At 53.7% G+C, this 20,283-nt stretch carries 13 protein-coding genes; 9 read left to right on the top strand and 4 right to left on the bottom strand.

Going from position 1 to position 20,283, the window contains the following annotated elements:
- Positions 1–2: 2 nt before the first annotated feature.
- A complete protein-coding gene (locus tag DP091_RS22225) occupies positions 3–7,235 on the top strand; it encodes an amino acid adenylation domain-containing protein (protein WP_113060318.1) in 7,233 nt (2,410 codons plus the stop codon).
- Entirely contained in the window at positions 7,219–7,449 is a 231-nt protein-coding gene (locus DP091_RS22220) for an MbtH family protein (RefSeq protein ID WP_113060317.1), read from the top strand. Before DP091_RS22225 ends, DP091_RS22220 begins: the two co-directional genes overlap by 17 nt.
- Positions 7,450–7,850: 401 nt before the next feature.
- Here the strand turns inward: DP091_RS22220 and DP091_RS22215 are convergent, their stop codons facing one another.
- Both DP091_RS22215 and DP091_RS22210 read right to left on the bottom strand, forming a co-directional pair.
- Positions 7,851–9,239 carry an RsmB/NOP family class I SAM-dependent RNA methyltransferase gene (locus tag DP091_RS22215; RefSeq protein WP_113060316.1) on the bottom strand — a complete coding sequence of 463 codons (1,389 nt, stop codon included), beginning with the start codon at positions 9,237–9,239 and terminating at the stop codon, positions 7,851–7,853.
- A 191-nt stretch (positions 9,240–9,430) separates the two neighbouring features.
- Positions 9,431–10,582, bottom strand: a complete 1,152-nt coding sequence (locus DP091_RS22210; RefSeq protein WP_113060315.1) for a GGDEF domain-containing protein — start codon at positions 10,580–10,582, stop codon at positions 9,431–9,433.
- A gap of 110 nt (positions 10,583–10,692) precedes the next feature.
- Between DP091_RS22210 and DP091_RS22205 the strand changes: the two genes are divergently transcribed.
- The 3 genes from DP091_RS22205 to DP091_RS22195 are packed head-to-tail and all read left to right on the top strand — an operon-like array spanning position 10,693 to position 16,346.
- Positions 10,693–11,829, top strand: coding sequence for a glycosyltransferase family 4 protein (locus DP091_RS22205; RefSeq protein ID WP_113060314.1), 1,137 nt, complete (start codon positions 10,693–10,695; stop codon positions 11,827–11,829).
- Between the two features lie 9 nt (positions 11,830–11,838).
- Positions 11,839–13,146, top strand: coding sequence for a metallophosphoesterase family protein (locus DP091_RS22200; RefSeq protein WP_113060313.1), 1,308 nt, complete (start codon positions 11,839–11,841; stop codon positions 13,144–13,146).
- Positions 13,143–16,346 (top strand): AAA family ATPase, encoded by a 3,204-nt coding sequence (locus tag DP091_RS22195; RefSeq protein WP_113060312.1) that lies wholly within the window; start codon positions 13,143–13,145, stop codon positions 16,344–16,346. The genes DP091_RS22200 and DP091_RS22195 overlap by 4 nt, the downstream gene beginning before the upstream one ends.
- Before the next feature lie 49 nt (positions 16,347–16,395).
- On the opposite strand, the gene DP091_RS22190 is transcribed toward DP091_RS22195, so the two are convergent.
- Positions 16,396–17,442 (bottom strand): YkvI family membrane protein, encoded by a 1,047-nt coding sequence (locus DP091_RS22190; RefSeq protein WP_113060311.1) that lies wholly within the window; start codon positions 17,440–17,442, stop codon positions 16,396–16,398.
- Positions 17,443–17,692: 250 nt separating this feature from the next.
- Here DP091_RS22190 and DP091_RS22185 point away from each other — a divergent pair, with 250 nt between their 5' ends.
- The 4 genes from DP091_RS22185 to DP091_RS22170 all read left to right on the top strand — a co-directional run bounded on the left by DP091_RS22185 (position 17,693) and on the right by DP091_RS22170 (position 19,545).
- A complete protein-coding gene (locus DP091_RS22185) occupies positions 17,693–18,262 on the top strand; it encodes a xanthine phosphoribosyltransferase (protein ID WP_071221737.1) in 570 nt (189 codons plus the stop codon).
- 218 nt (positions 18,263–18,480) lie between these two features.
- On the top strand, positions 18,481–18,810 hold the full coding sequence (locus DP091_RS22180) for a hypothetical protein (RefSeq protein WP_071221736.1): 330 nt from the start codon (positions 18,481–18,483) through the stop codon (positions 18,808–18,810).
- A 117-nt stretch (positions 18,811–18,927) separates the two neighbouring features.
- A complete protein-coding gene (locus DP091_RS22175) occupies positions 18,928–19,146 on the top strand; it encodes a hypothetical protein (RefSeq protein ID WP_076325776.1) in 219 nt (72 codons plus the stop codon).
- A 69-nt stretch (positions 19,147–19,215) separates the two neighbouring features.
- Positions 19,216–19,545, top strand: coding sequence for a carboxymuconolactone decarboxylase family protein (locus tag DP091_RS22170; protein ID WP_071221734.1), 330 nt, complete (start codon positions 19,216–19,218; stop codon positions 19,543–19,545).
- Between the two features lie 81 nt (positions 19,546–19,626).
- Here the strand turns inward: DP091_RS22170 and DP091_RS22165 are convergent, their stop codons facing one another.
- A complete protein-coding gene (locus DP091_RS22165; protein WP_113060310.1) occupies positions 19,627–20,046 on the bottom strand; it encodes a YhjD family protein in 420 nt (139 codons plus the stop codon).
- Between the last annotated feature and the right edge of the window lie 237 nt (positions 20,047–20,283).

Here is a 20,283-nt window from a genome sequence, read left to right as displayed (position 1 = left end):
ATATGCTTGAGCGGGAGAAGGAGCGCTGGTCTCTGTCCGGAGCGCAGCTGGGGATATGGTACGCACAGCAGCTTGACCCGGTCAACCCGATATTCAACACGGCGGAATGCATTGAAATACAAGGACCTGTAGATCCGATTCTGTTCGAGAGGGCTTTACGTCAGGTGGTCGGGGAGGCTGAAGCATTGCATGTTCGCTTCGGGGAAGATATGGACGGTCCTTGGCAGTCGATTGATCCATCTCCGGATTGGCAGCTTCATGTGGTGGATGTCAGCGGAAAGGAGGATCCGTTTCATGCAGCCCAAAGCTGGATGATGCATGACCTTGATCAAGCCGTGGATCTAAGCCAAGGGCCGTTGTTTACGGAGGCGCTGTTCAAGATTTCCGCCGATCGCTACTATTGGTATCAACGCATCCATCATATCGTAATCGATGGGTTCGGCGTATCGCTTCTGCTGCAAAAAGTCTCTCAAGTCTACACGGAATTGGCGGGCGGCGTATCTTCCGGCACAGGCTCGTTCGGCAGGTTTCGCACGATCATGGAAGAAGATACGTCATACCGCATGTCGCAGCAGCTCGACTCGGATCGCGAATTCTGGCTGCAGCGCTTTGCCGATGAGCCGGAGGTCGTCAGCTTAGGGGGGCAGGCACAGCGTTCAGCGCGAAGCTTCCTGCGCCGTTCGGTGCAGCTTCCTGCATCTTCGATCCATCGCATACGGGCGGCCGCGCAAGCATCAGGGACTAGCTGGCCGGACGTGATGGCGGCTGCAACGGCTCTATATATACATCGAATAACCGGCGCAGAGGATGTTGTGCTTGGATTGCCGGTGATGTGCCGCTTAGGTTCGGCCTCCATCCGTATTCCAGGGATGGTCATGAATGTGCTGCCGCTTCGGGTGCGCATTAGGCCGGATATGAGTCTAATCCACCTGCTGCAGCAGGTCACACGGGAGATTCGCGAGATCAAGCGGCATCAGCGCTACAGGCATCAGGATATCCGGCGCGATCTCAAGCTGCTTGCTGATAACCGCAGGTTATTTGGACCGCTCGTTAATGTGATGCCCTTTGCTTCGGAATTGGACTTTGGAGGCTGTGGCGGCATCGTCCGTAACCTGGCTTCCGGTCCGGTGGATGACCTGACCTTGAACGTATATGGAAGTTTGGATGGAAACGGGCTGAGAGTCGATATGGATGCCAATCCGTTGATGTATAACCAGGAGGAGTTAACTTCCCATTTACATCGCTATTTGTATTTGCTGGACAACCTGGCCGAAGCGGAGCCGGGCCATCCTGTTGGAAGCGTGGCTATCATCTTGCCGGAAGAACGCGACAAGGTGCTTATTCAGTGGAATGATACGGCACGGCCCTTACCGCAGTTAAGCATACCGGAATTATTCGAGGAGCAGGTGGCACGTACCCCGCAGGCGGAGGCGGTGGTATGCGAGGGATTAACCTTACGTTACGAAGAGCTGAACAAGCGAGCGAACCGCCTGGCCCACCTGCTTATTGCCTCCAATATAGGTCCTGAACGAATCGTTGCCCTTTCCCTGCCCCGTTCGGCGGACATGATCGTCGCAATCCTGGCCGTTCATAAGACTGGGGCGGCTTACTTGCCGTTAGATCCGGATTATCCGGACGAACGGATCGCCTATATGCTTGAAGATGCGAAGCCGGCCTGTTTGATAACGACACAGGATCTGGCTGGAAGCTTCGCAGCTGTCATGAAAGACAAGGATGTGGTTATGCTGGATGCTCCGGCTACCCTCCAGCGCTTGGAGCAGCAGGCGCTTCATAACCCTGTCGATGCTGATCGCATAAGTCCGCTGCTTCCGCTTCACCCGTCCTACGTTATCTATACCTCCGGATCAACGGGCCGGCCCAAGGGCGTCCTGCTTACGTTCGAAGGACTTGCCAATCTGCTGTCGGATATGCGTGAGCGATTGGAGATAGGGGAGCGGGATTGCTGGCTGTCGGTTACCACGATGTCATTCGACATCTCGGTCATGGAAGTGCTGCTGCCGTTGGTCTGCGGCTCGACGCTCGACATCGTGATGCGGGATACCATTCTCGACGCAGCGGCTCTCATAGGCCGAATTCGGGAAACGGGGGCGACCATCATGCAGGCGACCCCGACGTTGTGGCAGTCCATTGTCGCTTGCCGTCCAGGAAAGTTTGAGCGTCTCAAAGTCATAACCGGGGGTGAGGCGCTCCCGGTGGGACTTAAGCTTGCGCTTCAAGATCTGAACTGCGAAGTGAATAACCAATATGGACCGACGGAGACAACGATTTATTCGACAGCGGCCAAGCTCGATTATGAACGGGACAAGCCGTCCATTGGGGGGCCCGTCTGGAATACGAGGTTATATGTGCTTGATTCGTCACTGTCCCCGGTTCCGCCAGGCGTAACGGGCGAGCTGTACATTACAGGCTCGGGTCTTGGCCGGGGGTATCTGGGAAGCCCCGATTTGACAGCGGAACGGTTTGTAGCGGATCCCTTCGGTCCTCCCGGATCCCGGATGTATCGTACAGGCGATCTTGCCCGCTGGCTGGAGAACGGCTGGATTGATTATTTGGGGCGTGCCGATCATCAGATCAAGCTGCGCGGCTTCCGGATCGAGACGGGAGAGATTGAGTCCGTGCTTGTGGATCATCCGGAGGTGGAGCAGGCCTGCGTCATCATCCGCGAGGATCGGGCCGGTGATCGCCGTCTTGTTGCTTATATCGTAGCATCGCGATCTGCTTCAAATATCATCAATGCAGCAGGAATACGGGATTATGCCGCAGAGAAGCTGGCCGAGTACATGGTCCCGTCTGTCATCGTGGCACTCGACGCGCTGCCGTTAACGCCGAACAAGAAGGTGGATCGCAAGGCGCTGCCTGCACCGGATCATCCGTTAACGGGCGGCCGCATGCCGCGGACACCGCAGGAGGAAATGCTGTGTACGATTTTTGCCGAGGTGCTTGGTTTATCGCGGGTTACCATTGATGATGATTTCTTTGCCCTCGGCGGCCATTCCCTGCTTGCCGGCAGGGTGATGGTAAGAGTCAGGGAGGCCTTCGGCGTGGAGCTTAGCATAGGAAGTCTATTTGAAACAACGACGGCCGCGGGTCTTGCCAAACGGCTTGATCATGCGCAAGGGGCCAGAGTGGCTGTACGTCCCGTCATAAGGACGGAGTATCCACCGTTATCTTTTGCCCAGCAGCGGTTATGGTTTTTATATCGCCTGGAGGGTCCGAGCCCGACCTATAACATTCCGCTCGTGGCTCGCTTGTCAGGTGAGCTTGATCTGGCAGCACTGCGGATGGCGCTGGGTGATGTGGCCGCCCGTCATGAATCGCTGCGCACGGTTTACCCGGATCATGACGGGATTTCCTATCAGCGCATCCTGGATGCCGAGGAGGCACGACCGGAACTGATCGTGACCGAAATCAGCGGCTCGGCGCTGCCCGATCGATTGGCGGAAGCCGTCAGGCACCCATTCGAGCTTGCCGCGGAAACCTCGCTGCGGGCAGAGTTGTTCAAACTGGGTAATGGAGAGTTTGTCCTGCTGCTGCTGCTGCATCATATAGCTGGAGACGGCTGGTCGCTTACCCCCCTGACACGCGACCTATCGGATGCCTATATGGCTCGGCGCCTGGGGAGTGAGCCGGAATGGTCTCCGTTGCCGGTCCAATATGCAGACTATGCCGTTTGGCAGGAGAAGCTTCTAGGCAGCACAGGCGATAAGGGCAGTCTGATCGCCCGCCAGCTGGACTATTGGACCGAGGCACTTTGCGATTTACCGGAGCAATTGGAGCTGCCCACCGATTATCCGAGGCCGGCTGTTGCCAGCTATCAGGGCGGAAGCGTGCCGTTTCCGATTTCGCGTGACCTGCATCGGCGGCTGAATACACTCGCGCAGAGCAATCGGGCGACTTTATTCATGGTGTTTCAGTCTGCGATGGCTGCGCTGTTTACGAAGCTGGGTGCAGGTACGGACATTCCGATCGGCAGCCCGGTCTCGGGCAGGAACGACGACAGTCTGGATCAATTGATTGGCTTCTTCATCAATACGCTTGTGTTTCGTGTCGACACGTCGGATGACCCGTCGTTCGACGAGCTGTTGCAGCGGGTGCGGGAGAGTAGCCTGGCGGCCTTCGAGCATCAGGATGTGCCGTTCGAGCGGCTTGTCGAGACATTGAACCCGCCGCGTTCCCGGTCTAGACATCCGCTCTTCCAAGTGATGCTCGTGCTGCAAAATACGCCGGAAACTTCGCTTGAACTGCCGGGTGTCAGCTCGAAACTGCAGCTGCAAAGCGTAGGTACGGCGAAGTTTGACTTAACCTTCGAGCTGACGGAGCGGCGGGATAATCACGGCGAACCTGACGGAGTCGACGGAATGATCGAATTTAGTACGGATTTGTTCGAGCGCAGAACGGCGGAGGCGATGGCGGAACGATATGTGCGCGTATTGGAGAGTGCTGCCAATGAACCAAGTAAAGCCATCAGTCAACTCGATATATTAACCGTTCAGGAGTGTGAGGAAACCCGTCGACAGTGGAGCGCTCCGCTGCCTCTTACCAAGCAGGCAACCTTGCCTCAACGGTTTGAGGAGCAGGTCATCCGCACGCCTCATAGGAACGCGATTGTCCATAATGGTTTATCGCTTACTTATGGGGAGCTGAACGAGCGTGCCAATCGGCTTGCTCACTTGTTAATTGCCTCCGGCATCGGGACGGATCAGATCGTAGCGCTCGCCTTGCCGCGTTCGTTGGACATGGTCATCGGCATATTGGCTGTACTGAAGGCAGGGGCTGCTTACCTGCCCCTGGATCCGGAATATCCGGAGGATCGGCTGGCTTACATGATGGAGAATGCTTGTCCGGTATGCGTCATTACGAGCGTTCAGGTGATGGATCAGCTGACGAGCTTTGCACGCATTAAGCATGTTGTCATGGATGAACCTGAACAAGCTTTACGGGTGCAGCGCTATTCTAATGAGAATCCAAGCGACCATGAACGTCACAGGCCCCTTACGCCGCTGAGTGCCGCGTATATCATCTATACTTCCGGGTCTACCGGCAAACCGAAGGGCGTGCTTGTACCGCATCAGAATGTCATCCGGTTGTTTGAATCTACCGCGCATTGGTTTCAATTTGATGAGACTGATGTGTGGACATTATTCCACTCGTATGCCTTTGATTTCTCGGTGTGGGAATTATGGGGGCCTCTCTTGTACGGCGGCCGCCTCGTTATTGTTCCGCATACGACCAGCAGATCGCCGGGCGACATGTTGAGCTTGCTGGTCCGGGAAGGCGTGACCGTGCTGAATCAGACTCCCTCGGCGTTCTACCCGCTGATTCAGGCGGATCGAGAGCAGGCGGAACTGGGGCAGAAACTATCGCTGAGATACGTTGTGTTCGGCGGTGAAGCCTTGGAACTCGGACGGTTAACGGATTGGTATGAGCGTCATGCCGACGATGCCCCGCGTCTGATTAATATGTATGGCATTACGGAGACGACCGTGCATGTCAGTTATATGGAATTGAACCGCAACCTTGCGCTGCCGGGAGCCGGCAGTCCGATCGGAGAAGCCATTCCGGATCTTAGGGTATATGTCCTGGACTCCAAGCTTCGGCCGGTTCCGTATGGCGTAATCGGAGAGATGTATGTCGCCGGTGCAGGACTTGCGCTGGGGTATTGGAGTCGTCCAGATCTGACCGCCGATCGGTTTGTGGCCGATCCGTATGGTCCGCCGGGGACGAGAATGTACCGAACCGGAGATCTGGCGAAGCGGCTGGCCGATGGTACACTGGATTATTTGGGGCGGTCCGACCATCAGGTGAAAATACGCGGCTTCCGGATCGAACTCGGCGAGATCGAATCGGTCCTCACACATCATGCCAATATCAGTCAGGCGGCAGTCATCGTGCGCGAGGATCAGCCCGGAGACCGCCGGCTTGCCGCTTATGTCGTGAGCAAGCCCGGCGGCGAGTTGTCTTCAGTCGCTGAGCTGCGTCGATATGCCGCCTCCATGCTTCCTGATTACATGGTTCCCGGGTCGTTCGTATTTATGGACAAGCTGCCGCTTACGCCTAACGGGAAGCTCGATCGCAAAGCGCTGCCGGCTCCAGATATGGGGCCCGATGCCGATGGACGCCATCCACGAACTCCGCAGGAAGAAGTGTTATGCGAGTTATTTGCGGAGATATTGGGAGTCAAACGGGTGGGTATCGATGACAGCTTCTTCGAGCTCGGCGGCCATTCGCTACTGGCTGTCCGGCTTATCAGCCGGGTTCGCGAAGCGCTCGGCAAAGAATTAAGCATAGCAGCTTTATTCGAAGCGCCTACGGTGGCGGGGCTTATCGACAAGCTTGAGATGGGCGGCGGACAAAGTGCGCTCCAGGTCGTGCTGCCGCTTCGGGCGCATGGAGATCAAATACCGCTGTTCTGCGTGCATCCGGCAGGAGGATTAAGCTGGTGTTACGCCGGTTTAATGAAGCATCTCGGCATGGATTATCCGATTTATGGGTTACAGGCGAGAGGAATTGCGCAAGCAGAGGAGCTGCCGAAATCACTGGAAGAGATGACAAAAGACTATATCGACCATATTCGTTCTCTTCAACCGCAAGGGCCATACCGGCTGCTCGGATGGTCTCTGGGCGGCAATGTCGCGCAGTCCATTGCGGTGCAGCTGCAGGAGGCGGGTGAAGACATTGAATTGCTAGCCATACTGGATGCTTACCCAAGTCATTATTTGCCGATCAAGGAAACCCCCGATGAAGACGAGGCTTTAACCGCGCTGTTAGCGCTGGGAGGCTTCGACAGAGAGAGCATTGAAGCGGGTCTTGGAGACGCGCCGTTAACCATAGCGGCAGCCCTTGAATTGCTGCGGAATGAGAGCAGTGCGCTCTCGTCCCTTGAGGTTGAAACGATCATGAATCTGAAGACGACCTATGAGAATTCGGTTCAGCTGTTGAAGGCTTACGTTCCGAAACGGTTTGAGGGAGATATGTTATTCTTCCATTCGACGATCATCCCCGATTGGTTCGATCCCATTGAACCGGAGATGTGGGAGCCTTACGTGGGAGGCAAGATCGAGCGGCATGATATCGAATGCCGGCATAAGGATTTATGCCAGCCGGGTCCACTGGATTATATCGGAAAGTGCATTCTAAGCAAGCTAGGGGCAGCTATAACCGGTGGGCTGACCACATCGGAGAGGAGGGAACTAATCCATGACCAATCCTTTTGAGCAAGTCGACGGCAAGTTTCTTGTACTGGTGAACCATGAGGAGCAATATTCGCTTTGGCCGGGTTTCGCTGCTGTTCCGAACGGCTGGACACAGGCTTTTGGACTTAGCACGCGGGAGGAATGCACAGCCTTTATCAACGAGAACTGGGTTGATCTGCGGCCGCGAAGTTTGTATGCCAACACCGGGCCGTCGTCAGCAGAGCATAGACCATGAGCACCTAGCTGAGCCCGAATAAGGTATTGTGCATCGTGTATGTGGCAGCGATGTTTGTTGTTGCTATGGACGCCACCCTGCTGAATGCTGCGCTTCAGACCATCGGCTTCGAACTTGGAGTGCCTCCTGCGGCTTCGGAACTGTAGGAAATAACTGCCGCCGTTTTATAGATAAGGATGCAGCCTAAGATGAGGACAGACGACATCCGGTTTTAGTTGGATAAAGAAATGGGCGTCTCTCTGTTTGTAATTGCAGAGAGACGCCCATTTTTATGACGCTTTTTAAACGTATGTTATACAGTAATCGGTCGGATGTACTCACCTGCGACGTAAAGTCTAATACGCACCACAATCCGTAAACACTACGGCTTATCATTCATTATAAAACTGCGAAGAGAAGCGTTACTTTGGGTTACGCAAGCCTTTGGGCAGGTGATTCTTGAGCTGTCCGCCGCTGGCCTTGCCCCATCCCAGAGGTAATCCATCCGTGGTTACCAACGTCCAGCCCCGGTATTCGGAAGGAATGGAGAGCACCTCTCCCCGCAAATAAGCAGCCGTCTCGGCTGAATCTGAAGGCAGATCCCAGCTGCGGGCAGCTTGGCCAGGATGCAAGGACATGGCAAGAGCATGGGCCGGTTCGATTCGATTCTTCTTCAGATGAGCCAGATGCAGACCTGCGCGCGGCATCTTCAAGCCTTTCAGCTGCTTGTCATTCCATGCCATGCTCTCGCTGACCGGAAGCCAGTACAGTTCCTCACCGAACAATAACGGAGTACCGCAGTCAGGCTCAAAGCCGGGGAGTTCCTGCCTCGCCCAGTCTTGAAAGTCGGCCAGGGCCGAGAGCGCAGGCCCTTGTTTGCCGCCCCGGCTGGATTTGGCCGGGGATTTGCTGCTAACCGAAGAGTAACCGAGGTCTTCATTACAAACTTCGGCAGCCGCCGATTTGACCAAGATGGCAACAAAATGCCCCTCGCCCCGTTCCAAGTGCGGCCACAAGCGCTTCATCTCACGAAGCTCCATATCGGGATACTGCGAAAGAATACGCCTAATCATCTCTTCGTTCTCAGCCGTGTTGAACGTACAGGTGGAGTAAGCCAAGGTTCCTCCCGGTTTAAGCATCCGGTACGCCTCTTGAACAATGTCCCACTGCCGGGCAACGCACAGATCCACATGTTCAGGGGACCATTCCTCAATCGCTGCGGCATCCTTTCGAAACATGCCTTCACCGGAGCATGGCGCATCAAGCATGATCCGGTCAAAGCAGGCAACGAAACGGCGGGATAGCTGATCCGGTGCCGCACTCGTAACGACGGTATTCATTATTCCCATACGTTCCACGTTCTCTGCCAGAATCCGTGCCCGTTCGGGATGGATCTCATTGGAGACTAGCAGTCCCCGTCCCGCCATCTTGGAGGCAATATGGCTTGTCTTGCCGCCGGGGGCAGCCGCAAGATCCAGGATGGTTTCTCCGGGTTGAGGATTCAACAGCTCGACTGCGGACATAGCCGAGGGCTCCTGAATATAATATAGTCCAGCGGCATGATAGGGGTGTTTGCCTGGACGCAGGCTTTCATCATAATAGTATCCGGAATCACACCAGGGCACTGGCGTTAGCTCGAATTGCCGGATGAGTTTTTTTACGCTGTCTGCGGCATGAACCGCTTTCAGCCGGTTAAGACGCAGCCCGTGAGTGCGGGGCAGATCGTAGCTGTCCCAAAAATCGCACGAGGCATCCCCGAGAATATCATTCATGCTGGCGACAAAGCCAACAGGCAATAGTTCCTTTCGCATTCGTTGTATTGCTCCTTCTTTAGAATAAGGTACATGCTGAAGTGTAAAGGCAAAAAAATCCTGATTCAGCGTCATTTCTTCTCTGGTTTAAGGAATCGGTCATTAGTTTATCACGTTGCCGCAGGCGTAGTAAAGAAATGTCAAGCAAAAAAAGACCGCCCACTTCATATAGTGGGCAGCCTGCGCCAGAGTTATCCGGCGGATTCCGTTGGTTCGGTTGATGAGGCTTTTAAAGACCGGTAATCAGATACCTTGTTTTTGCCGGTCGTTTTGGAATGGTACATCGCTTTGTCGGCCTGTTTCATGAGTTCATCGCCGCGAACGCCTTTGCGCAGTACGCTGTAGCCGATACTGATGGTGACGATGCTCTCGCTTGCCACCCTGGCCCGGATGTTCTCGGCGACCTGTTCGGGTTTGATTTTGCGGTCAACCACCAGGGCCACCAATTCCTCGCCGCCATACCGGCCGGTAATCCCGATACCGTCAAGTTCCTCCTCCATAATGGCGGCGACCTGTTTGAGCACTTCATCGGCTCTGGCATGGCCTTGGGTATCATTCAGCTTCTTGAAATTGTCGATGTCGCAGAAGATAGCGGATATTTTTAATTCTTGAGAAGCGTAATGGTCCAGATACTTCATAAAATGCCTGCGGTTGTATAGTCCTGTTAATCCGTCCGTAATGGCAGACTGGTAGATGGACTGCATCAGCTCCACAATGCGTCTGAACAGGATGAAGAACACGATGCTGTAGAAGAGTACCGGCAGGGCGAGAGCGAGTCCCTGAAACGCAGGTGAAAGGCCGCCGGAATAGGTATGTATGGATTGCAGAACAGCCGAGAAGGCGTAGACGGCAAGTCCAATCGCATATTTGATCGGTTGTCCGATCCGAGGAGTGACTTGGGTATATGCCAGGTAGAGGGCAGCGAGCTGAAAACCATCAAAATATATGCTTTGCCATATCGGGTCCAGGGTGTAAGGAAGCAATGAGGGAAGAATGAGAAGTGCGGCGGACAACAAGGGAAGCCAATAATGCATGGTCTTGATCTTACGGTACAGCATGACAACCGAGATGTTCAGCAGGACAAACGAAAAAAGCTGAATGAAACGGAGGATGTCCGATTCCGGCGTAAAAACAGATTTTCCCGTCCAAGTCGAATGGATGTTCAAACCCTCGTATGTCATAATGAAGAAGAAGGCTGCCGCCATATATATGTAAGCATTCTTGCGCTGCTTGCTGTACATAAAGAGACACATGATCAGCATCATGAGCGCGATATAAGCTCCGCACACAGCAAATAAGGTGGGTAGTGAAGAAGTGGACCAGTAGCTCAATTCATAGGACAAATTGATTCACTCCTGAGTAGGGATAGGTTTTTTCGTTGCATGAAACATATGTTCTAATATATCATATCGAAAAAGAATCTGAAAAGAGATTTAGAGAAAGGGGGATCCCCATGAAACTTCTTCAAGCATTATTCTTCCCTCCTGAACAGCCAGGCGGCGTCTCGTCCATGATTCCTTATTTGCAGGAGCGTTTTCATTCATCCCGTTGGGAGATGGAGATGTTCTGGCTGCCCAAGCGGATCCGCAACAAAGGCCAGGAGGATCCGATATTCCACACCTTTGATTGGAAAGAGTTCGAAGGGAGTGCCATCGTGGCCAAATACCTTCAAACCTACCGGGATTACCTGTGGTGGACACGTCTGCGACTTCAAAAGCCTTATGATCTTATCCATAGCCATCATCCGATTGCAGGCATGTCGATGAAAGCCGCATTCCCTGAGGTTCCGCTCATCCAAACCGTGCATTCCAGTTACGAGCGCGAGCTCATCCTGAACGGAAGAATCAAAGAAGGTGGGCTGGAGCACAGATTCCTGGTCTCTTTATATAAGGAGCTTGAGCATATCAGCGACCGTCTGTTGACGGTGTCGAACTCCTTCAAGGCTTACATGGCTCCGTACGTGAATACACCCGAATCGATCGGCGTTATCCATAACGGATTTGACGATAAACGATTTAAGCCGGTGCCCCATGAAAATGCAGTGCCGCAGTTGATTACGGTATGCCGTCTGGTCCCTGCAAAAGGGTTGGACATTCTGCTCCAAGCCTGCGCGGAACTGAAGCGCAAAGGATATGATTACGTCCTTCATATTATCGGCGACGGACCTTCCCGTCAGGAGCTTGAGGAGATGGCCAAAACACTCGGCATCTACCAGGAGACGATTTTTTACGGATACACGCTGCATCCCGAGGAGTTCATGCCGTTCTTTGATATCTTTGTCCTGCCATCGAGAGCGGAGGCGTTCGGCTCGGTGTTCGCGGAAGCGGCGCTTAGCAGTCTTGCGCTGGTGGGCACCGATGTCGGCGGCATCGCGGAGCAGATCGAGAACGGGGTAAACGGCTTGCTTGTACCGCCGGAGGATCCGATGGCGCTCAGCGTTGCGCTCGAGAAGGTCATCAGTGATCCGCTCTATCGTTACGAGCTTGCCCGGACCGCTTCGGATAAGGCGAAGAATCAATATTCCCTGTCCAGGTCCGTGAATGAACTGAAAAAAATGTATTTGAAATTTCAACCTAAGATAGAGAGTTAGGGGTCGGTTATGGCTTCTTTTCGATTTATGCATGCTGCGGATTTACATCTGGACAGTCCGTTTATCGGGATAAGCGGACTCGATGACACTCTGCGGTCGTACGTTCAGGAATCGACCTTCCGTGCGCTGGAGCGGCTCGTGCAGCTCGCCATCGACGAGCGGGTTGATTTTATTGTCATCAGCGGGGATATATACGACAGTTCCAATATCTCGCTGCGCGCGCAGCTTCGCTTCTTGGATTCCCTTAACCGTCTGGGAATGGAAGGGATAGCGGTATATGTGATCCATGGCAATCATGATCCGCTCGACAGCACCAAGCTTAGCATGGCGCTCCCTCCCCATGTCCATGTGTTTGGGGGGGAGCCTGCAAGCGTAACGGCCGTTCGCCGCTCGGACCATCAAGAAGTGGCGGTCATTACCGGGATGTCGTATCCGACCTCGAAGGTAACCGATAATATTGCAATACGTTATCCTGCACCGTCATCCAGGCTCTACCATATCGGACTTCTGCACGCAAACGTGGACGGGGATCCCCAACACGAAACCTATGCACCTTGTACAAAAAGGGATTTAATCCAGTCCGGATTCCATTACTGGGCGCTCGGGCATATTCACTCACGTCGAACCTTGCAGGAATCTCCTTATATTGTGTATCCGGGCAATATCCAGGGACGTCATGTCCGGGAGACGGGACCCAAGGGATGTTATATCGTTGATGTGGATGAGAGCTCCAACACGAAGCTGTGCTTCCATGAGCTCGATTCCATGCGCTGGCACATCGTTGAGGCGCCTCTGGATTCTTGTCAGGACGTCGATGAATGGAGACGCTCACTGGAATCTATTCTCACCGAGATAAGCAGAGAGAACGCGGATGGGCTGAGCATGATCCGCGTTCGGATTACGGGACGGGGTCCGGTTCATCGTCAGCTTGAAGGCGGATATGTGCTCGATGAGCTGCTGACCGATCTGCGGAGAAGAGAAGCCGCGAGGGGACAGACATGCGGCTATCGGGGATGCGTCTGGATCGAGAGTTTCTCGCTTCATTCCGGAGATACGATCGATAGGCAGAGGCTGCTGGCGGAAGACAGCTTTGCAGGGGACTTGCTTCGTCTGGTTCGAGGGGAACAGGAACGGGTTCAAGATCCTGACGGGGTTGTTGCCAAAAGTTTGGAGCCTCTGCTTGAGCATGCGGAAATCCGCTCCCTGCTGGACGAGATCAGTCCGGAGGAGCTGCTGGAATGGGTTCGCAGAGCGGAGGAACTGACCTTAGGGTTGTTGCTGCGCGAACGGTCGCAAGGGGAAGGTGTCGGAACATGAGACTAAAGCGGATAAACGTTCAAGGCTTTGGAGCTGTCCGGGACAAGAGTCTTGACATAGACGCGCCTGTGACCGTGCTGTATGGGCCGAATGAAGCGGGAAAGAGCAGCGTCCTGTATTTTATCCGAGCCATGCTGTACGGATTCCCTGGCAAGAGCTCGCCTGCAGAACGCGGAGAGCCTTCGGAGGAAGGCATTCACGGCGGCGAGCTGCGGTTTCTGGATAGGGAGGGAGTGCCTTGGGTGGTTCGGCGCTACAACCGGTCCAGAGAAGGAAATTCTGCCACCGGCAGGGGCGAGCGCGTACATATTCATAAACTAGCGGATAATGGAATTGTAATTGAGCTTGGACAACAGGAGCTGGAGCAATATGCTTTGGGCGGTGTGTCCAAGGATATGTTTCGTCAGCTGTTTGCCATCTCGTTAAGCGAGCTGCAGGAAATCCGCAGTTTGCAGTCTGCCGAGATGAGCGGTTACCTGTTCCATGCCGGAATCGGCGGCGGGGCCAATATACTGGAAGCCGAGCGCAAGTTATCCCAGGAGATGGACAAGCTGTATAAGCCGCGCGGAAAGGTTCAGCATACCGCCAAGCTTCTGCAAGCCATCGAGCATTTAAGAACCCGGGTTTCGGAGAGCAAGATGTACGTTTCCCGCTATAACGAAACCGTTACATCCATTCTGGAAATACAGGAACGGTTGAATCTTCTGGAACAGGATCGCATCAGGGACGCCGAGGATCTGTCGCTGCTTCGAAAAGCGCAGGACATTCGTCCGGCCTGGCTGGAATGGCGTGAGGCCAGTTTGGAATTAAAGGATCTGATGGACAGTGACAACTTTCCTCCGGATGGACTCCCCCGATACGAAAAGATGCAGGAGGAAGAACGCCATCTCATCACCCAGTCGATTCGGGCCGAGCGGGCGATCGAGGATGCGGAGGATAAGCTGAGAGCTCTCCCCCTGAACAAGTTCATGGAACAGTATGGCGAACAGATTGAGGAGCTCTGGGCGAAACGAAGCCTGCACGAAGCCGCAAACCGGGAGCTTGCCGAGCTTACGACCGAATACAAATCTCAGGAGGTCCGGCTGGGACAGCTGCTTCGGGAGATCGACCCGGCATGGACCCGGCAGGAGCTGCTGGCTCTGTCTTTATCCGCCTCGGAGCGCGAGGAGGTACGGCGAATCAGTGCGGCCTTTGCCGGGTATGATCGCCGGATGGAGGCGCTGTTCATTGAACAGCGCGGGGCCCAGCGTTCTGCGGCGGCAGCCGAATCGGCGCTGCGGGAAGCCAGGCGGCAGCTGCGCGAGGAGATGGGGCGGGGACAAGAGGCATTTGCCATGTTAAAGCCGGCTGCGCCTCAGGAGACCGCTGTGCTGTGGAATCAGCTGCAGCTGGAGATCGAGCGCTGGCGCGAACGGAGGTTGACCCGGACTCAGCCTGAGCCTGCTTCCACGCGCCCAGGCAGATTTCCTGGGATGCACGCGGGTCTGCTGGCGGGAATGGCTGTTATGACATTCCTGTTGGTGGCCGTATTGTTATGGACGTCAACCACGGAAGCTGCCGTGGTCTCAGGGATCGTGATGCTGCTCGGTATGGGTTATGTATTCTGGAGTGGTCAACGAGGTCGGGAGGTTCATGGTGCGGCTTCGAATGTGACCCATGTTCAAGACGTGCAGGGAACGGAGCATATAGATCATCTCTATTCCAGGCTCGTCTCTGATCCTTATGCGGCGGCAGCAGCGAGTACGGTTCCGGGCAGTCGAAGGGACAAAAACGCTGCCTTGGCCCGAGACCCCTTCATGGTGGAGGCCCAAATGCGCGAGCTTCGATCCGTGATGGAAGGCTGGCAAGCATGGCGGCAGCGGCTGGATCGATTGACGTCCGATTGTGCGGCGGCCGAGGAGAAAGCCGCGCTGCAAGCGGCTGAATTACAAACGGTTCAGGGCGCTATTGATCAGGAAGAGAAGCGATATTTGGAACTGGAGCGGCATTGGGAGGATTGGCTTATGTCCCGATCACTCCCGCAGCGTCTGTCGCCTGACGTCATGCTGGACGTGTTCGTCAAAGTGGAGCAGGGGCAGGAGCTGATCCGGCAGCAGAAATCGCTTGGACTGAAAATGGACGTGCTGTTAAAAGAGGCGGAGGATTATATCATCCAATGCCACGAAATTTTTGCGGCGGATCCCCAAGGTGACCTTAACGGCAGCCGAATTCCAGCCGTTGCCGAGCTGGGTAACGTTTATTCCAGATGGAAGTCCTATCAAGAGGAATCGAGACAGAGGAAGGTCCTTGCCGAGCGTATTTCAGAGCTGCGCAAGGAGGGGGCTGCGATTGCAGAGGAGCGGGAAGGGCTGCAGCTGCGCAAAGCGGCTCTGATTGCATCATCCCAATCGGCAGACGAAGAAACCTTTCTTCGTATGGGAGCAGCTGCGAAGCGTCGTGAGGAGCTTATTCGCACGATTCGCCATCACGAAATTACGATGTTCAGCGGATGGGATGCGGCGGGTCGCCGGCAGCTTGAACAGCTGCTGGAGCAGACGGATGCAGCGGAACTTGATGCTCAATGCATGATGAAGGAGGAAGCCGTATCCGCTGCGCTCCAGCTGCGGGACGAGCTCCAGGAACGGCGGGGGCGGCTGCTTCAGGAGAGAGAGTCGCTGGAAGCAGCGGGGAACCGGGATTCCGCCCTGCAGCAGCTGGAGGAGCAGCGCACCGCCCTGCGGGAATTCGTCTCGCAATATGCGGTACGTTCGATGGCTTCCGAATTTATCAAACGTACGCGCCGCATGTACGAGGAAGAGAAACAGCCGCAGGTGCTGCAGCTGGCTTCCCGCTATTTCTCCATGCTGACCGGCGGCATGTACAGCCGGATTGTCATGCGGATGGGAGATCAGAGCCTGCTGGCAGAGCGCCCGAGTGGTGAATTGGTGGAGAGCAGCCGGTTAAGCCGGGGTACGGCGGAGCAGTTATATCTGGCGATGCGGCTCGGTTTGATTCAATCGATGCCGCATGCATCGGGGTTGCCGTTATTGCTTGATGATCTGTTTGTTAATTTTGACGGCGAACGGCTCGGACATGCGCTCGAACTGCTCTCGGAATTATCGCAGGACCGGCAAATCGTGATGATGACGTGTCATCGGCATGTAGCGGAGCAAACCATGAAACTCATACCGGGTGCGCGATTCATCACGATGCAGCCGTAAAAAGGGGGTTTCCCAAAGGCAGGTTTACTCTACCTTTGGGATAGCCCCTTTATTTCCCCTTGATTTCGGGGGTTCCGAACAAAGTCAATCGGAGCACCCAAAGCAGACACAATCCCCCGAACATCGGGTAGAGGAGAGAGAGCAAAGAACTGAAGCCGAACTGGCTGAAGAAATAACAGAATACCATGATGCCAAGGGTAATCACTCTGGGCGAGAGGGAGGTTCGCTGCTGCACCTGCAGGGTAATCCCGTAGATATTGGCCACGAAGGTGCTGAAAATTTCAAGGAAGATCAGAATGAGATAGATGATCTGCACGAGCCAGCCCAACTGGTTGGCGATGCTGCCCATCGGGATCTCGTATTGGCTAATGCCGGGCATATGCGCGGACATCGCAAAGTGCGCCGCCATCAGCATAAATCCTACGCCCGTACCTCCAATGATGCCTCCCCAGGTTACGGTACGCGCGCTTTTGGTCTGGCTGCCGAGCGGGACCAGCACCGGCATTGCCATTACCAGGTTAAAGGAAGTGTAGAGAAGGGGCGCCAGCCAAACCGAAGGCAGGGTATGGTCCGTAGTCAAGGTTAAGAATCGGGTGGCACCCGGTGTTTGAATCGTCTGAGAAATAATTGCAAGCGATAAGGTCAGCATCATGGGCACAACAAGACTGTTCATCGTCATGATGGACTGGATGCCTTTTCTGAGAATGAAATAAGTTCCGATCATCGTGACAAACAATCCGGTTTGATAGCTCAAATTCAGATGCTCCACAAAAACAGAGCCTGCGCCGGCAAGCATGATGCTGTTCACCCCGAGCAGAATGACAAACATAAAGAGGCTGATCCAGACGCCGGCTTTTTCTCCAAACAGAAATTTGTTCAGGTCCTCAAAGGATTTGGCCCCGATCCGCCTGGATATCGTCATGATTTTTGTGCCGAGCCAAATGAATATTCCTGTCGAAAGCAGAATGGTAAGCGTAGCCCAGTGTCCATATTGGGTGAAAAACTGAAGGATTTCACGTCCGGTTGCAAAGCCAGCGCCGACGATGGTTCCGATATATGTAAAGGCGATCTGTAAAACACGAATAGAATTACGCAAGCCCCGCATCCCCCTTGAAAGTTAATACGTTCTGCATAGTACAAGGTATGCTTGGCTCAGCTGGGACATGACTCCTACCTGTCCAGGTCCATTACCGGGGGCATGTACATGATGATTGCCAGGCAAGGAGATCAATGTTAGGAATTCTGACGGGAACCGTACAGTTAAATGACGGAGTCACCGTTTGTACTTGCCGTACAGGGAGGAATATGTTACTTTTACGACAAAGGAATCGTGGGAGGTCTTTTGGATGGATTGGTTGAAAGAGCGGATCATTAAAGAAGGTGTCGTGTTGTCGGATCAAGTGCTGAAGCTTGATGCTCTGCTGACGCATCAAGTAGACCCGGCATTAATTATGGATATGGGCCGGGAATTTGCGGCTAGATTTAAAGAGAGCGGCGTGACCAAGGTCGTTACGCTGGAATCCTCCGGCATTTCTGTTGCATTTGCCGCGGCGCTTGAATTGGGAGTTCCCATGGTATTCGCCCGGCGCAAAAAAACGCTGCTCGCCGATCCAGACGCCTTGTGTGAGCGAGTTCCGTCTTTCACCAAGGGCATTGTCACGGACATTATGGTATCGCGCCAGTTTATCGGTGAAGAGGATAAATTGCTCTTCATTGATGACATCATCGCGAACGGTGACGCTGCAAGAGGCCTGATCAAGATTATTGAACGGGCAGGGGCGGAATTAATCGGGCTTGGCGTTGTGATTGAAAAGAGCTTCCAAGCCGGAGCGAGAACGCTGCGTGAACAGAATGTTCATGTGGAATCGTTAGTCACCATATCATCGCTAGAGGACGGCAAGATTACGTTCAGCTAGGGTTAGGAATATACCAAACGCCTAATGGCATGTCAGGAGTAGAGCCGAAAGGCAGGACTTCCGTCATGAACGTTTGTACCCTAGCCTCTACAGTGCGTAATAGTGTAAATTCGTAGTCAATTTTAAGTGGATTTCAGCCTAAAATCACAACAAAATCTTTTCGCCTCCATGATTTTCGCTTATAATAAAGAGGTAGGCAAGAGAGAGGAGGCAGCACCATGGGGAAACAACCTGTAACCGAGCCGTTTTTGATTGAAAAGCTGAATGAAGCAAAGGTACATTTTGAACGTGCTTTGGATTGTAAACATACGGAGTTTGATGATCTATATCCCTATATGATTGAACATCCTCAGTTTTTCTGGTACAAACGTTATGTTGCCTGGTCAGAACTGCTGACGATTGCCGGATTGTGTGAGGAGGTTTCCTTCGAATGGAAGGAACAGTTTACGCCTCAGCAGGTAGAATATATCGAGAAGCGCGTCATGTCTTCAACCGTTCTGGATTTTTGGTACGAGAAGAATGACAGTATCGAGCCGGCACAGCGTTAATGGGTATATAGAACATCTCTTAGTCGGGATGTTTGTCGATATCGCAACGCATTCAAAAGACCTAAATGATCTCATTTAGGTCTTTTTTTGCACAAAGTTTATGAAGGGGGTATGGTGATGATTAGCGATGAAAGACTCGATGAACTGCGGCTCTCCGGCGAATTGGTCCGGGTTGTCCGGGATGGATTGGAGACCAATGATATTATAGGCTTTGTCGTAGCCTGGGACCCGGAGCAGGTCATTATCCGCCGGAGAAACCGGCGGGTCGTTAAACTGGATCGCCGTTACAGCTACCAGCTTAAAAAGGATCCAAGAGTAAGCCCGATCGAAGAGTAGGCATAGATCTTGCACTCGTCGGACAACTTAACCTCGCATCAAATTTTTGTGGAAGAGGTGCTTTAGGTTATGGAAATGTCCAATGACAAGGTCTCGGCTTATAAGAATGAAATTCTGAATTTGAAGCAGAGCATGCCGGAAATGGCAGAAGCGTATCATCAGTTCACCGGCGTCTGCTTTCAGGATGGCGAACTGGATGAGCGAACGAAGCAGCTGATTGCGCTTGGAATCGGACTGTTTGCCAATAATGAGCTGTGTACGTTCTATCATATGGAAGAAGCCCGCGCAAAGGGAGCCTCGGATGCTCAGATTATGGAGGCTGTAGCCGTGGCGTCTGCCGCCAGTGCGGGACATGCCCTCTCGCAGGGATTGACCCGCGTGCAGCATAATCTTCATTGATTCACGTGTCACCGATAACCGTCTCAACCGGAGCATTCATGCTCAGTGGGGGGACGGTTATTCTCTGTTTAAGGGCAGCGATTAGCGTGCGGAAACAGCGGCAGGAGGATGGGCTTGCTCAGAGGAATCGGTCTCGAGCGAAACCAGCCCAAGATAGGCTCGCATGCGGTCCAGCATCTCCTCTCGGAAGGATGGCCATAGAATGTTCACCGAACCAATGTAACCCCGACATGCATATCGTGCATGGATTCCATCCTGGTTTTGTCCAATATCATACACCTTGATCGCCCGCTTGGTGAATTCCTGCTTCACCTCACGAAGAAGCACAGCAGCACGCTTGGCGCCGTTCCCCACAACCTCTACATACAATTGAGGGCTCTTGAAGACACCGCTCTCCTGAATGATTCGGCAATCCCTTTCAAACACCTTATGAATGAACATCAGCAGCAGGTAACTCTTGATCAATGCACGTTCTTCCGTCGTAACAGCCGGTATGGCCATCAACATCACCGCCTTTATATAGAAAATGGTCATTTAATGGGAACCTGTGTTCCTATTTTAACCGATAAACAGGTTTTTAATCAAGTTTAAAAAAAGTGTTGACTCAATTCGCGTAGCGTGATATTATATATCTTGTCGCCGCTGATAAGGACTTGTCTCCTAATAGCGATGAACATGATACGCGGTCGTGGCGGAATTGGCAGACGCGCACGGTTCAGGTCCGTGTGGGCTAACCCC

It is taken from the genome of Paenibacillus sp. MDMC362 (assembly GCF_003269305.1).
Lineage (GTDB): Bacteria > Bacillota > Bacilli > Paenibacillales > Paenibacillaceae > Paenibacillus_AQ.
Note: the sequence above shows the minus strand (reverse complement) of the source record. Positions and strands in the feature narration are given on the sequence as shown.

Excerpts from the sequence above, each read along its gene's own strand:
- DP091_RS22180 (WP_071221736.1), top strand. The coding sequence starts at position 18,481 with ATGGGGAAACAACCTGTAACCGAGCCGTTTTTGATTGAAAAGCTGAAT.
- DP091_RS22225 (WP_113060318.1), top strand. The coding sequence starts at position 3 with ATGCTTGAGCGGGAGAAGGAGCGCTGGTCTCTGTCCGGAGCGCAGCTG.
- DP091_RS22220 (WP_113060317.1), top strand. The coding sequence starts at position 7,219 with ATGACCAATCCTTTTGAGCAAGTCGACGGCAAGTTTCTTGTACTGGTG.
- DP091_RS22165 (WP_113060310.1), bottom strand. The coding sequence starts at position 20,046 with ATGGCCATACCGGCTGTTACGACGGAAGAACGTGCATTGATCAAGAGT.
- DP091_RS22205 (WP_113060314.1), top strand. The coding sequence starts at position 10,693 with ATGAAACTTCTTCAAGCATTATTCTTCCCTCCTGAACAGCCAGGCGGC.
- DP091_RS22200 (WP_113060313.1), top strand. The coding sequence starts at position 11,839 with ATGGCTTCTTTTCGATTTATGCATGCTGCGGATTTACATCTGGACAGT.
- DP091_RS22195 (WP_113060312.1), top strand. The coding sequence starts at position 13,143 with ATGAGACTAAAGCGGATAAACGTTCAAGGCTTTGGAGCTGTCCGGGAC.
- DP091_RS22215 (WP_113060316.1), bottom strand. The coding sequence starts at position 9,239 with ATGCGAAAGGAACTATTGCCTGTTGGCTTTGTCGCCAGCATGAATGAT.
- DP091_RS22175 (WP_076325776.1), top strand. The coding sequence starts at position 18,928 with ATGATTAGCGATGAAAGACTCGATGAACTGCGGCTCTCCGGCGAATTG.
- DP091_RS22170 (WP_071221734.1), top strand. The coding sequence starts at position 19,216 with ATGGAAATGTCCAATGACAAGGTCTCGGCTTATAAGAATGAAATTCTG.
- DP091_RS22185 (WP_071221737.1), top strand. The coding sequence starts at position 17,693 with ATGGATTGGTTGAAAGAGCGGATCATTAAAGAAGGTGTCGTGTTGTCG.